General features: G+C 46.7%; 12 protein-coding genes and 1 pseudogene. 3 read left to right on the top strand and 10 right to left on the bottom strand.

Annotation, left to right across the window (positions count from 1 at the left end):
• Window positions 1–176: 176 nt before the first annotated feature.
• From thrS to PVOR_RS14065, 5 genes are all read right to left on the bottom strand, one after another.
• Window positions 177–2,084 carry a threonine--tRNA ligase gene (gene thrS, locus PVOR_RS14085; protein ID WP_006209953.1) on the bottom strand — a complete coding sequence of 636 codons (1,908 nt, stop codon included), beginning with the start codon at window positions 2,082–2,084 and terminating at the stop codon, window positions 177–179.
• A 371-nt stretch (window positions 2,085–2,455) separates the two neighbouring features.
• Window positions 2,456–2,599, bottom strand: coding sequence for a hypothetical protein (locus PVOR_RS31025; RefSeq protein WP_006209952.1), 144 nt, complete (start codon window positions 2,597–2,599; stop codon window positions 2,456–2,458).
• Window positions 2,600–2,803: 204 nt separating this feature from the next.
• Window positions 2,804–3,583 carry a GNAT family N-acetyltransferase gene (locus PVOR_RS14075; protein ID WP_006209951.1) on the bottom strand — a complete coding sequence of 260 codons (780 nt, stop codon included), beginning with the start codon at window positions 3,581–3,583 and terminating at the stop codon, window positions 2,804–2,806.
• Between the two features lie 17 nt (window positions 3,584–3,600).
• Window positions 3,601–4,779, bottom strand: a complete 1,179-nt coding sequence (locus PVOR_RS14070) for a GNAT family N-acetyltransferase (protein ID WP_006209950.1) — start codon at window positions 4,777–4,779, stop codon at window positions 3,601–3,603.
• Window positions 4,780–4,827: 48 nt separating this feature from the next.
• Window positions 4,828–5,292, bottom strand: coding sequence for a GNAT family N-acetyltransferase (locus tag PVOR_RS14065; RefSeq protein WP_006209949.1), 465 nt, complete (start codon window positions 5,290–5,292; stop codon window positions 4,828–4,830).
• 258 nt (window positions 5,293–5,550) lie between these two features.
• Here PVOR_RS14065 and PVOR_RS14060 point away from each other — a divergent pair, with 258 nt between their 5' ends.
• Window positions 5,551–6,102 carry an NADPH-dependent FMN reductase gene (locus tag PVOR_RS14060; protein WP_036638265.1) on the top strand — a complete coding sequence of 184 codons (552 nt, stop codon included), beginning with the start codon at window positions 5,551–5,553 and terminating at the stop codon, window positions 6,100–6,102.
• 59 nt (window positions 6,103–6,161) lie between these two features.
• Here PVOR_RS14060 and PVOR_RS14055 read toward each other — a convergent pair whose 3' ends face one another.
• The 4 genes from PVOR_RS14055 to PVOR_RS32800 form a co-directional block, all read right to left on the bottom strand.
• Window positions 6,162–7,352 (bottom strand): DUF4179 domain-containing protein, encoded by a 1,191-nt coding sequence (locus PVOR_RS14055; RefSeq protein WP_006209947.1) that lies wholly within the window; start codon window positions 7,350–7,352, stop codon window positions 6,162–6,164.
• A complete protein-coding gene (locus PVOR_RS14050; RefSeq protein WP_006209946.1) occupies window positions 7,318–7,911 on the bottom strand; it encodes an RNA polymerase sigma factor in 594 nt (197 codons plus the stop codon). The genes PVOR_RS14055 and PVOR_RS14050 overlap by 35 nt, the downstream gene beginning before the upstream one ends.
• 188 nt (window positions 7,912–8,099) lie before the next feature.
• Window positions 8,100–8,714, bottom strand: a complete 615-nt coding sequence (locus tag PVOR_RS14045) for a LysR family transcriptional regulator substrate-binding protein (RefSeq protein ID WP_327196545.1) — start codon at window positions 8,712–8,714, stop codon at window positions 8,100–8,102.
• A complete protein-coding gene (locus tag PVOR_RS32800; RefSeq protein WP_327196544.1) occupies window positions 8,684–8,965 on the bottom strand; it encodes a LysR family transcriptional regulator in 282 nt (93 codons plus the stop codon). The genes PVOR_RS14045 and PVOR_RS32800 overlap by 31 nt, the downstream gene beginning before the upstream one ends.
• Before the next feature lie 132 nt (window positions 8,966–9,097).
• Here PVOR_RS32800 and PVOR_RS14040 point away from each other — a divergent pair.
• Together PVOR_RS14040 and PVOR_RS14035 are read left to right on the top strand one after the other, a co-directional pair.
• Window positions 9,098–10,007 (top strand): annotated as a pseudogene (locus PVOR_RS14040) (DMT family transporter).
• Between the two features lie 318 nt (window positions 10,008–10,325).
• The gene (locus PVOR_RS14035) at window positions 10,326–11,150 is read left to right on the top strand and encodes a TerC family protein (protein WP_006209941.1); all 825 of its coding nucleotides are present in this window, start codon (window positions 10,326–10,328) and stop codon (window positions 11,148–11,150) included.
• A gap of 101 nt (window positions 11,151–11,251) precedes the next feature.
• On the opposite strand, the gene PVOR_RS14030 is transcribed toward PVOR_RS14035, so the two are convergent.
• Window positions 11,252–12,988, bottom strand: a complete 1,737-nt coding sequence (locus PVOR_RS14030; RefSeq protein WP_006209940.1) for an ABC transporter ATP-binding protein — start codon at window positions 12,986–12,988, stop codon at window positions 11,252–11,254.
• Window positions 12,989–13,129: the final 141 nt, after the last annotated feature.

Genomic DNA, 13,129 nt, shown 5'->3' with positions numbered 1-13,129 from the left:
AGCTCTGCCTTACCTCGGACCGTACGACCATCCTGAATCTTTTTCTCTACTGTTCCCGGAGTTGGATATATTATACTTTTTGCCGCTTTAACATCCGATCGTTATAGGCCATAACAAAAAAAAACGATCCGAGTATGTATGACTCGAATCGTTCTAAACGCAATCTGTCAGGTTTCTTACTCCCTGGATTCAATCTCTTTCCGGAGGCGTGCAATCATGTCATCGATAGCGCTCTCCCCAAGCTCACCCTCGCCGCGCTTGCGTACCGCTACCAGGTCCGAGTTCATTTCTTTCTCCCCCAGGACAAACGTGTAGGGCGTTTTCAGCAGACCGGCTTCACGGATTTTATACCCCAGCTTTTCGTTCCTGATGTCAACCTCCACCCGTACGCCTGCATGCTCCAGACGCTTCTTCACCTTAAGGGAGAAATCGATATAGTGGTCTGACACCGGAATAAGCATCACATGCACGGGAGCGAGCCATAGCGGAAATGCCCCGCCGTAATGCTCTGTAAGAATCCCGATAAACCGCTCGATGGAGCCGAATACCGCGCGGTGAATGACAACCGGCCGATGCTTCTGGTTATCCTCTGCGATGTAGGACAGATCGAACTTCTCAGGGAATTGAAAATCCAACTGGATGGTACCGCATTGCCAGCTTCGCTTCAGGGAGTCGAGGATGTGAAAATCTATCTTCGGTCCATAAAAAGCGCCATCCCCTTCATTTATCCGATAAGGCAGCTTCTGTTGATCCAATACCTCCTGCAGGGATGATTCCGCCTGCTCCCATAACTCATCAGAGCCCATGGAGTCTTCCGGTCTAGTGGACAGTTCAATCGTATAATCAAAGCCAAAGACTCGGTATACCTGACTAATAAAGTCGATCACCTGTCCAATTTCATCATGGATTTGATCAGGTCTTACAAATATATGCGCATCATCCTGACAGAACGTACGGACCCGCATCATGCCACTCAGCGCTCCTGAATATTCATGGCGATGCACCTGACCGAACTCGGACAATCGAATGGGAAGCTCTCTGTAGGAATGCAGCGAGTTTTGGTAAACCAGCATATGACCCGGACAGTTCATGGGTTTCATTACATACTCCTGCTCATCCACCTTCGAAAAGTACATATTATCCTTGTAGTGGTCCCAGTGACCGGACATCTCCCACAGGCGCTTGTTCATCATCAGCGGAGTGCGAACTTCGTCATAACCGCGGTGGAATTGAAGCTCTCTTGCAAATTGTTCCAGCTCGTTACGGATAATCGTTCCTTTGGGTAAAAAGAAGGGCATTCCCGGCGCATCATCCGAGAACATAAACAGTCCCAGCTCTTTGCCTAGCTTGCGATGATCCCTCTTCTTAGCTTCTTCAAGCAAGAAGAGATGCTCTTCGAGCTGCGCCTGCTTGGGGAACGCCGTTCCATATATTCGCTGCAGCATCTTATGATCCGAGTTCCCCCGCCAATAAGCTCCGGCAACACTCATCAATTTGAATGCCTTGATTCTGCCAGTCGAGGGCAGATGCGGCCCTCTGCACAAATCAATGAACTCTCCCTGCTCATAAACCGAAATGATTTCCTCCTCCGGCAAGCCAAGGATGAGCTCCCGTTTGTAAGGGTCGTCACTGAATAGTTGTTCCGCTTCTTCACGGCTAATTTCTCTTCGAATAATCGGTAAATCTTCCTGGACAATCTGCTGCATCTCCCGCTCGATGGCAATCAAATCATCGGTTGAGATCGAATGCTCCAGATCCATATCGTAATAGAAGCCGTCTTCGACAACCGGTCCCACTCCGAGGTAAACGGGCTTGCTGCCATACAAACGTTTAACCGCCTGAGCCATCAGATGAGCTGTGCTGTGCCGGTAAATGTTCAGTCCGTCCTCTGAATCCAGGGTCACAATACGTACTTCCGCATCCTCACAAAGTTCGTAATTCAAATCCACGAGCCTGCCATTTACTTTTCCTGCGACTGCACTTTTCCTCAGCCCGGAATGAATGGATTCCGCGATTTGTTTCATCGTCGTTTGTGCGGGATACTCCTTTTTACTTCCGTCTGCTAATGTTACTGTGATTGACATGGTTATCCCTCCATCAAATTTAGATTGAACGCAAAAAAACACACGATCCCCAAAGGGACGAGTGCGTTCGGCTCGTGGTTCCACCCTCATTTGATCCAGACCTGCAGCGCTGTGTGGCCGCGTGCTCATCGGATCCTCATTAAGACATCCGGTAACGGGGATGATTCGGTGTTTTCTACTGCCCTGTCCATAAGTAAACCTATAACTCAAGGGTTCAAAAACACAGCTACAAAGGGGTAATTCATGAAGCAAGCACGGAAGAAGCTTTCACCAATCACTTCTCTCTCTGGGCAGGTCGTTTCAAGAATCATGTCTTTGATGGTTGCTGATAGTAAAGTACTATAAGTCAGTTCTTTCCAATTGTCAATCATTCACTTTTCACTTTTCATTGACCATTTAACCAGATATCCAATACCTAAACCGACAAGAACCCCGGGCAACGCACTGCCCAGCGCTAATCCAATACCAGCCCCGATAATGACACATGCGTAAATGATGATATCTCCCTTGTTCAATCTTTCCAGCTCCCTCTTGTAAGTATTTGATCCCTCATATTCCTTGAACCAAATACAGTTTACAAGATGACGCCGCGTCGCTTTCAAGCCTTAATTTTATGAAAAAAATGAATTTCATCCTAAATGAAGCCGTAACTCTAGATGAAAAAAAAGCCGCTGCATCCAGCGACTTTCTCGCACCTCCACGACTCTGTATCCATCCCGCTACAAAGCGAATTCAACAAGGTACTGCTCACAAATGGCTTCATATCCCAGCGACTGATATAGCCGCACCGCGTTTAGGTTGTGCTCCAGAACATTCAGATACACGTCTGAGGTGACTGCTCTCCCTTCGTGGGTCAAGGCTGCAGATACCTTTTTCCCGTATCCTTGCCTTCTCCACGCAGGTTCCGTTCCTATATTTCCCAGTTCGACATAATCCTCGCTGTAGATATGGTACCCGCCAACCGCGATCAGCTCCTGATCATGCACTACGCCGTAAAAAGGATTCTGCAATTCCTCTCTTGCAAAAGCCATTGTGTCCAGCTCTGTCATTATCGACTCGATCTGCTCAAAATATGACGGCCCTAAACGAAACACAGCCTCGTCCTGTGACGGCAAATCTCCGGGATGCTGGTGTTTCATCAACCAAATTCCCTTGGGAGGTTTCGTAACATCCATCTTTAAGCTAAGATGCGCCCATCTGTCCTTACTCACAATAAAACTTCCAACTGCACCGTCGGGTATACCCAATTCTTGCTTCATTAGGGCAAACACTGGCTGAGGCCGGAAGGATTTCTGTACTGGATAAACCGAAAAGGCATAGAAAGGCAGTCCTTTCAGAAAGGCTGCCACTCCCAGCAGCTCCCCATGTTCCGAGTAATGCCCGTAATGAACCGTATGCTTTTTCCGGAACGTAAGGTAAGAATAATACAAAAAATGCTGTTCTCTATTTATAGATGCCAGGATAATTTCCAGTTCTTCAGAGAAAAGTCTGCGAATCATTGAGTCGTCTCCCTGTCTCAAAAGAAGTCCAGGAGATAGGTTTGCCCTGCAGGAATCATCGATTCCAATTGGGCTGCTGCTGCTGGGTTTCCAGTTAGCCGATGGATGGCATGTAAAGCCTGTGGCCTTTTGTATCCCATAAAGAGTGCAGACAGACTCTGAATATCAGTGGACAGATCAACCGGACCCTCGTAATCTAAAGGAAGCTCCAACAGCTTCGCTCTCCCCTCTTCATTGACCGACAGCTTCCACAGACCCGCATTCCAAGGTGCTGCAGGATCTTCCACCTCCACGGTCAACTCAGCTGCATGATGAGCTTGCGCTTCGAAAGCGTACTGCTCAACGAAGGATTTCAAATCCACGATACGCGCCATGAAGTAAGGGATAATCTCCTGCGTAATCCGCGGATCTGGCAGCATGAACGGCAGCTGATCATCCATGGGCACCATCACCATGTTGACTTGTTCAATCCTGGAATCATGGTTGGCAAAAAAAGTCCATAACGCGGTTCGCGCTTCTTCATTCAGGTAAACAAACTCGTCACACACAAGTTCTTTGTCTTTTAACTCATATAACGCATATCCCGTCGGCTTGCCTTCGGCAGAGTAATACACAACGCTATGTCCATCACCCTGCAGGACAAATCTTTTCCACCAACCTTCATCGCGCACAAGGGTACCGTGATATCGGCTAACATAGGCTTGATATATGCCATCCAGCGTAGGGATATCGTCTACGCCTCTGACAATCCGGCCAGGCATCTCCGCTTTGCGCGGGAATTTAGCTGCCGGGATGACATACTTCTTATACTCTGCGAAAAGTTCCCATCCGAATTTACGATAAAACGGGATTGAGAACGGATGCAGGAAGGACAGAGTCTGGCCGTTGTTCTTCATCTCCTGCAATGCATGCTTGAGCAATGTAGATACATGTCCCTGTCTGCGGTTCTCCGGCCATGTAGCCACGCCGGCAATACCGCCCATATCAAGAATCTTCCCTTGCATATAAACCTGCAGCGGAATGATGGTCAGCTTCGCTTGCAGTTCTTCCCCATCAAAGATCCCCCAGAATCGTTCAGGCTTAAAATGCTTAAGAGAGGACTCTCTTTGCTCAGGCGTCAGCGTATATTGAAAGGCATATTCGGATAATTTCGTACTGATTTCAAATTCATCAGATCTCAATTGTCTAAGTTCCATCACAGTTTCACCTCAACCGATTATATTTTATGTAATCTGGTTAGCAGTCTACCTGCCTTGCAATTCTTTGGTCATAAACACACTGTTCGGGTCTTCTGTATAATCCGAGAAAGGCTCGCCATATTGAAATCCGAAGCTGGCATAAAGTCTTCTTGCCGGTTCAAATGCATCCATGGACCCCGTTTCCAAACTGATCCTCTTATAACCGCGGCGCTCCGCCTCTTCTATGATGTGCTCAAGGAGTCGTCTGGCAACGCCCTTTCGCAAATGGGAGGTTGACGTCCGCATGGATTTGACTTCGCCATGTGTACCGTCAAGCTCTTTAAGTGCTCCGCAGCCCATTAATTCATCGTGCTCCCACAGGCTCCAGAACGTAATTTCCGGCTGCTTCAATTCCTCAAGATTCAGAGCATGTATGCTTTCCGGTGGGGAATGCTCTGTCATTCCCTGCAGATGTTCACTCACCAATTGGATAATTGCGGATCCTGTAAGATCATCGACTTTTATTACCATGGGCCCACTCCTAAACTTCGTAGAAATAAAATGCAATGATATCCATAATGTGGATATGTTTAAAACTTATTCTCTATAATACTAATATAGCATCGTGAATTACTTCAAGATACTCATGACAGCTAAAGTAATCATTTTTCGAACAAACTTTTTGTAAGCTACTTGACAAAGTTAACCGACTAAGATTATTATTAGCTCATGCAAAAAGCAAACACATCACGAAAAAATAAATCAAGAACAATTCGGGAGGTAAGATCATTGTCAAAATTAAATATCGGTATTATTCTAGGTAGTACTCGTCAAGGACGTTTAAGTCCACAAGTGGGTGAGTGGGTAAAAAACATCGCGGATCAGCGTGGAGACGCCAATTATGAGATCGTGGATATCGCTGACTACAAACTTCCTTTGTTGGGCGAAGAGGATGCTACTGAACAAGCAACGGCTTGGAATACGAAACTTGCCAGCTTGGACGGCTTTGTATTTATCGTCCAAGAATATAATCACAGTATTTCAGCCTCTTTGAAAAATGCGCTCGATTACGCTCGTGAGGCATGGAACGACAAGGCTGCAGGTATCGTAAGTTATGGATCTGTTGGTGGCGCTCGTGCTGCCGAACATTTGCGTGGAATCCTGGGCGAGCTGTCTGTAGCGGATGTTCGCGTTCACCCTGCTCTGTCCCTCTTCACTGATTTCGAAAATCCATTTACACCTGAAATGGCCTTTAAGCCAGCTGATCTGCATCTTGTAAACCTTAACGGTATGCTGGATCAAGTGCTTGCTTGGAGCGGAGCACTGAAAACGTTGCGTTAATCTTTAATCCTGAAGTAAAAAGCGAGGCCCGGAGATTTATCGGGCCTCGCTTTTTGTTGTTATGGCTTAAGAGGAATTGTCATTTCCAGATCCTTCAGATAGGTTTTATCGCCATAGCTGTTCTCTCCTTGGCCGATAACGCTCCAGTCCTTATTGTTTACGGTGAGCGTAAACGGCTTGATGGTAATGGATTTAGGAGTTCCCTTAACCGGGCTGAACAGCTGATCGATATGGTACTCGGTTAGTGGTTTGCTGTTAAAGTAATCGAATTTTCTAGGAGTCAGAACGTTGCCTTGGTCATCTACCAGCTCATAATAGACCATGCTTGCACTGTAATTGCCCTCCTGCTGTGAAGATGCCGGCACGGCGCCCTTACTGTCCAGCACCAGGCGAGTCGACACGGGGGACATATCCAGCTGCTTGACGGTATAACTGAACTGCCCATCTGATTTCGAAACATTCGGCTTCAGGACAACAGATTTATTAGTGACACTCACAGGAATTGTGAAGTCAAAGCTCTCGTCTACCCGGGTAACACGGGTCTGAATGGTCAACTCAAACTGATCCGGCAGCTGCAGATCTTTAGTAAGCTCAACGACATACGTATTCTCCAGTCTCGGGTGGTCTCCGAAGACTCCTTCGCCCGATTTCACTTCCTGTCCGTTGACCAGAATTTTGGGTGTTTCAATGTATCCCTTCATCTGATCTTCCTTAGCAACCTGCCTCGACTTGATATAATCGCTATCGGGATTTCCAATGATCTTTGCACCCTCAGCTAAGTACGGCGAAGCTGTATTCGGCAAATCTACCCCATCACGCTCCAGAACAAAGGATAGACGGGTGCCATCATACAGTAAGTCAGCTACCTTCAATGTTACACCCTCGTGAGTAACACTCAGGTTAGGCTCCGATATGATCCCTTGTTGTATAGCTGCATCGACAGCCTCATGGCTCGTTCCTTCAAAAAGCAGGCCAATCATAGGAATTTGCTTAAGGGTTGCCGCCATCGCCGGCGATACGAACCCCGTGCCAATCACGGTCCCCCCTAGTACAGCTGTAACAGATGCAACGAGTAATGTCTTTCTTAATACATTCGGTTTTTGTTTGGTTGATACTCTTGTCATGTCACGATCTCCAATCTGATTCATAATTTGATAACTCATACTCTGCTTCGGAAAATTGGATTCACGAACCATTTGTTCAATTGCATCCATCTCAGCGAATTCCGTTTGTTCCGGCAACTGTCTCATGTGCCACCGCTCCTTTTTGGCTTATTCGGTCCATCAGTTTATGGCGTAAGCGTTCATACTTCTTCCGTACCGTTGCTGATTTGAGTCCCATAATCTCGCTTATTTCCTCGAAGGTATACTGTTCTACGGCCTTCAATAGCAAGATATGGCGCTCTTCGGCTGTAAGGTAAGTCAACAGCTCGTACACAACCGACTCGTGCTGAGATATTTGCATTACCGGCTGCTGCTCTTTACAATGCTCGATCAGGTTGAGAAAACGGCTCTGCTTCTTCTTGATATTGATTAGATGATGATAGGCCATTTTGTACAGCCATGCAGAGAAGGATACTTGCCTCTTGTACTGATGAAGATGTTCATAGGCACGAATGAAAATTTCCTGTACGGCATCCTCAGTCTCCGCATGATTCTTCAGAATATAGTAGCAGTATGTGTACATCTGCCGTTCAAACTGGATAATGATCGCATGATAGGATTGTTTATCTCCTGCTTGGATCTGTTCTATGACCGCTTCAATGGCGTTCCGTTTTCCTTCCGCTTCCCCGGGGATGGTTGGCTGCAAGCGAGCTCACCTCCTTCTTTGTTTACCTATATAACAATCCCAACTTGCTATTTTGTGACACGACTTTATATTCATGAGCTGCATGATCATAGATTCATCCGTCACAATAAAATGAACCCGCCATCATATGATGGACGGGGCCTGCCGGATTAGAGCCTATTTTGGGCATATTCTGCATGACAGCACAGCTACAGCTTTGGATAATTCTTAACATAATTTAAGAATCGTTTCGTAGCCGGGGACATTTCTCTCATAGAGCTAACCGCAATCCCCAGTGAGCGAAAATAGGACTCCTGCAGCTCAACTAGGCGTATATTGCGTCGTTGCCCGCGCAGGACCAGTTCCGGAAGAATACTGATGCCAAGCCCCTTCTCCACCATGGCCATAATGGCATAATCATCTCCAACGGTATATTTAATATCCGGCTTCGTTGAGGCTCTCTCCAATACGCGATTCACATCATCGTCGGAGCCTTTGCTGGGCATGATAAACGGCTCATTCTCAATCTGAGATAAACGAATCGAGGCCTGTGAGCTAAGAGGGTGCTCCATGGGCAGCAGCACCAGCATCGGATCTTGATGCAGCGGCATCGCATCGAATACATCCCACGTTGGAAGCGAGAGAAAGCCGCAGTCAATCCTGCCCTCTGCGATCCAATCCTCAATCTCCCGATAGTCTCCTTCTGCCAAACGAATCTCGATATGGGGATAATCCTGTTGAAAATCCTTAATAATACTCGGCAGCCAGTGCACAGCAACACTTGTGAAGGTTCCTAGTATGAATGGTACCCAGTTCGATTCCATGAAGTGGAGGCCACTTTTTGATCCAGATGCTCATTCCACTTCAATATTTCCCGTATCGTCTTTACAATCTCCTCGCCATTGGTCGTCAGCTTCGTTCCAGAACGGCTGCGAATCAACAGCGTGAAACCAAACTCATCCTCCAGGCTGTTGATCATATGACTGACACCGGACTGCGTAAATCCCATCGCTTCGGCGGCTTTTGTCAGGCTTCCCAGCTCGACAACCTTCATCAATACTTTAAATTTATTCATGCTCAAGGGGGATTCCTCCAGATGGATATTCCATTAGATTTACTCATGTTTATCATAAGAAACATTCGTTTTACTTGTCTATTGTACGTGAGTATACTGATTCTGTTCAATCATTAGAAGGAGGAAATAGACTTGAAACCGCTGAAGGCCGATCTTATGATTTTGTTTATCACCATTTGTTGGGGCTCGTCCTATCTTTTTATGAAAATGGGACTGGATACACTAGGAGAATTTAACTTGATTGCCCTGCGATTTGGATTGGCCTTTATACTTGCAGCAGCCATTTTTTACCCCCGCTTGCGCCAGGTTAACTTGAGGACCATTCGTTATGCCATGCTTCTGGGCTCTATCTTGTTTATTATGTTCACAGCGCTTACCTTTGGCTTGAAGACAACGACAACATCCAATGCTGGATTCCTGATCAGCTTAACGGTAGTGTTTGTACCCTTAATACATACGTTCCTATTTAAGAAGAAAATAGAGAAGAAACTGATCGCCAGTATCCTGTTGGCTTTAACAGGTATTACCCTCCTGACGATACAGCTTCCTTTTACGTTTAAAATCGGAGACCTGTTCTGCATAGCGGCGGCATTATGTTACTGCCCTTCACATCAATGTGGTAAGCTCGGCCGCACAGAAGGTCGATACACTTAGCCTTGGCATTCTGCAGCTCGGATTTACCGGCTTGTATGCGTTTGTCATGTCGCTTATCTTGGAAACTCCGGTATTGCCAAGCACAACCCATGGATGGATCGCTATCCTTGTGCTCAGTGTGGTCTGCAGCGCCTTAGGCTTTATCCTCCAGACTATCGCCCAGAAGTACACAACCGCTACACGAACCGGACTCGTATTCTCATTGGAGCCTGTGTTCGCAGCCATGTTCGGATTCTGGTTTGCTCATGAGATCATGAACTCCGTTCAGTACTTTGGCGCAGCGCTTGTGTTTCTTAGTGTTGTCATAGCGAGTGTTGAAGTGAACACGTTGAAGCGTTCCAACATGAGGAACAGACCCCGTATTAAGAAAGAAAACACTGCCGCTTAAGCAAGGACCTCTCTTGATTTATGCTGCAATCATGATAGAATAGCAAAAAAACCTTGACTTCTTATGCAAAAATCTATATCTTTATATCACGGCTTAACTGATGACGATATCAGTTATGCAGGAACGTGATTAAAGGGGAGTAGCTGTCACAGCAGAGTCGTCATTACGGGATAATTCCCCGGCTTTGTTGGCAACTTTACGTTGTTTGCGAGACCTTTACCACACACACTGTGGTGAAGGTCTCTTTATTATTAGAGACCTTCACCTGCCGGTGGAGGTCTTTTTATGCCTTCAATACTACAACAAGGAGGAAGTTGCATGGAGCTTTTATTGGAGTATGGGTGGGTACTGTTAGTACTCATCGCACTGGAAGGATTGCTGGCGGCAGATAATGCGCTTGTCCTTGCCATTATGGTAAAACACTTGCCAGAAGACCAGCGTAAGAAAGCATTGTTTTACGGATTGCTCGGAGCTTTTGTATTCCGTATAGGATCGCTGTTCTTAATCTCGTTCCTGGTAGACGTATGGCAGGTACAGGCCATCGGCGCACTTTATCTTCTCTACATCTCGATCAATCACACCCTGAAGCACTTTATCAAAGGTAAGAAACCGACAGAAGATGCTAAGCCGAAGCCGGACAAGCCTAAGAAACAATCCGGATTCTGGATGACCGTATTCAAGGTTGAAGTGGCAGATATCGCGTTTGCCGTCGATTCAATCCTCGCAGCTGTCGCACTGGCTGTAGCATTGCCGGCAAGCGGACTGCCGAATATCGGAGGTCTGGACGGAGGTCAATTCATCGTCATCTTCCTGGGCGGATTTATCGGTTTGATCATTATGCGTTTTGCTGCCTCCTACTTCGTCAAGCTGCTTCAGCAGCGCCCGGGACTTGAAGTTGCAGCATTTCTCATTGTAGGCTGGGTCGGAGTCAAGCTGGCTGTCATCACCCTTGCCCACCCTGATGTCGCCCTCATCGATCATCACTTCCCAGAGAGCTCAATTTGGAAAGCATCGTTCTATATTGTTCTTGTTCTGATTGCCGTCATCGGATGGTTTGGTTCATCGAAACAAGAAGTACAGGATGAGGATAATGCAATTAAAGAAGTGGAAGACCAACAACCTGGAAAAACATTTCAAGGATAATTCGTTTCAAGGTATAGGAACCAAAAGATTATAGACCCGAAAAACCTAAAAGGCGATTTGCAAACGGTGCTGACCGTTCACAAATCGCCTTTTTTTCATGCCTAGATGGTTAATTGCATATGAGACAAACTCGCATAAACGCCCTTGCGGGCAATTAACTCTTCATGTGTGCCCACCTCTTCAATCCCATTCTGGGACAATACCACGATTCGCTGTGCATTCCGGACAGTTGACAAGCGATGTGCGATCACAAGCGTTGTTCGGTTATCACTCAGTCGTTCCAGTGAATCCTGAACCGCTCTCTCGCTTTCATTATCCAGAGAACTGGTCGCTTCATCAAAGATAAGGATCGGCGGGTTCTTCAAGAACACGCGGGCGATGCTCAGCCGCTGCTTCTGTCCGCCGGACAATTTAACGCCGCGCTGTCCGATATCCGTATGATACCCGTCAGGCAATGCCATGATAAAATCATGGGCATTCGCTTTTTTCGCCGCTTCGATGATCTCATCCATGCCGGCCTCCATGCTGCCATAACGGATATTATCGGAAACGGACCCGGCAAACAAGAACACATCCTGCTGGACCATGCCGATATGCTTCCTTAATGAACGCTGCGTGATATCCCGGATATCTCGTCCGTCCAGTAAGATACGGCCTTCATTCACTTCATAGAAACGGGGAATTAAGGAACATAACGTCGTTTTTCCGACTCCCGAGGGGCCTACTAATGCAACGTATTCCCCGGCTTCGATATCCAGGGACACATGATTCAGCACGTACCCATAGTCCTCTTTGTACTTGAAGCTGACGTCCTGAAACGTCACACGCCCCCGAACTTGCGTAATCTCCGCGGCATCAACGGAATCCTCAATATCCGGCTCCACCTCCAGAATCTCCATAAACCGGTCAAATCCGGTGATTCCCTCCTGATACAGCCTTGCGAAATTAACCAGTCTCTGGATCGGCTCGATCAGGATGCCGATACAGAGGAAAAAAGTCAGCAAATCGGCAAGCGCTAGCTTGGCATCAACAATCGCTGCTCCACCAAACACAATGACAGCTATCGTAATGAGTTGGGTAAAACCGACCAACCCTTCGTGAAAGTACGTTTCACTCTTGTATCCTTCCCTTCGGCTGTCGACAAAACGCCCGTTCGCATAGGCAAACTTCTTCTTCTCCACCAGTTCATTCGTAAACGACTTCACCACGCGGATGCCGGATAAGGAATCCTCCACCTGTTCATTGATATCACCGATACGATCCTTGCTTACACGCAGCGCAATATTCATCTTCTTGTTGAAATAAAAAGCAAACACAGCCATGAACGGTAGAAAAAGAAATACGATCAGGGTAAGCTTCACATCAATATACATTAGAATGATGAATGCCCCAAGGAACTTCAGAATGGAGATCACGATATCTTCAGGTCCATGATGGTACAGTTCCGTAAGCGACAGAATGTCATTGGTGGTGCGGGTCATGAGCTGTCCTGTTTTGTTCTCGTCGTAAAAGCTAAACGACAACTTCTGAAAATGGTCAAACAGTTCCCTTCTCATGTCACTCTCCATATAAGCCCCCATCATATGCCCTTTATAGGAAATGAACATATCGCACAAGGTATGGATGATGACCATGGCCAGCATGACAGCCCCCACCGTATAGATTTGGCTCAGCGGATGGGGCGAATTTCCTTCTAACACGTTGATGGTGATGTATCTTATACATAGTGGAAGCATCAATGTTATGGCTGAGACAACAAAGGCGCATGCCAAATCAACACACAATAACCCCAGATAGGGTTTATAGTAGGACAAAAATTTCTTGGTTCGAGAATTCAAATACATCTCCTCCATTATAGTGGAGGGTTACTTATTCATGCCCCTCCAAATGTGATTCATGGTGACGTCCTTTGTTTTTCTCATCGATAACACCCTTCCTTTTACTTGATAGTTCCATCTTACTCCGAAGCGGCCGTAATC

Origin of the sequence: Paenibacillus vortex V453 (assembly GCF_000193415.1) — a bacterium.
Taxonomy (GTDB): domain Bacteria; phylum Bacillota; class Bacilli; order Paenibacillales; family Paenibacillaceae; genus Paenibacillus_AQ; species Paenibacillus_AQ glucanolyticus.
This window is presented reverse-complemented; position numbering and strand designations above follow the sequence as displayed.

Coding starts and splice junctions, on each gene's coding strand:
- thrS (WP_006209953.1), bottom strand. CDS start 2,084: ATGTCAATCACAGTAACATTAGCAGACGGAAGTAAAAAGGAGTATCCC.
- PVOR_RS14075 (WP_006209951.1), bottom strand. CDS start 3,583: ATGATTCGCAGACTTTTCTCTGAAGAACTGGAAATTATCCTGGCATCT.
- PVOR_RS14070 (WP_006209950.1), bottom strand. CDS start 4,779: ATGGAACTTAGACAATTGAGATCTGATGAATTTGAAATCAGTACGAAA.
- PVOR_RS14065 (WP_006209949.1), bottom strand. CDS start 5,292: ATGGTAATAAAAGTCGATGATCTTACAGGATCCGCAATTATCCAATTG.
- PVOR_RS14055 (WP_006209947.1), bottom strand. CDS start 7,352: ATGAGACAGTTGCCGGAACAAACGGAATTCGCTGAGATGGATGCAATT.
- PVOR_RS14045 (WP_327196545.1), bottom strand. CDS start 8,714: ATGGAATCGAACTGGGTACCATTCATACTAGGAACCTTCACAAGTGTT.
- PVOR_RS32800 (WP_327196544.1), bottom strand. CDS start 8,965: ATGAATAAATTTAAAGTATTGATGAAGGTTGTCGAGCTGGGAAGCCTG.
- PVOR_RS14035 (WP_006209941.1), top strand. CDS start 10,326: ATGGAGCTTTTATTGGAGTATGGGTGGGTACTGTTAGTACTCATCGCA.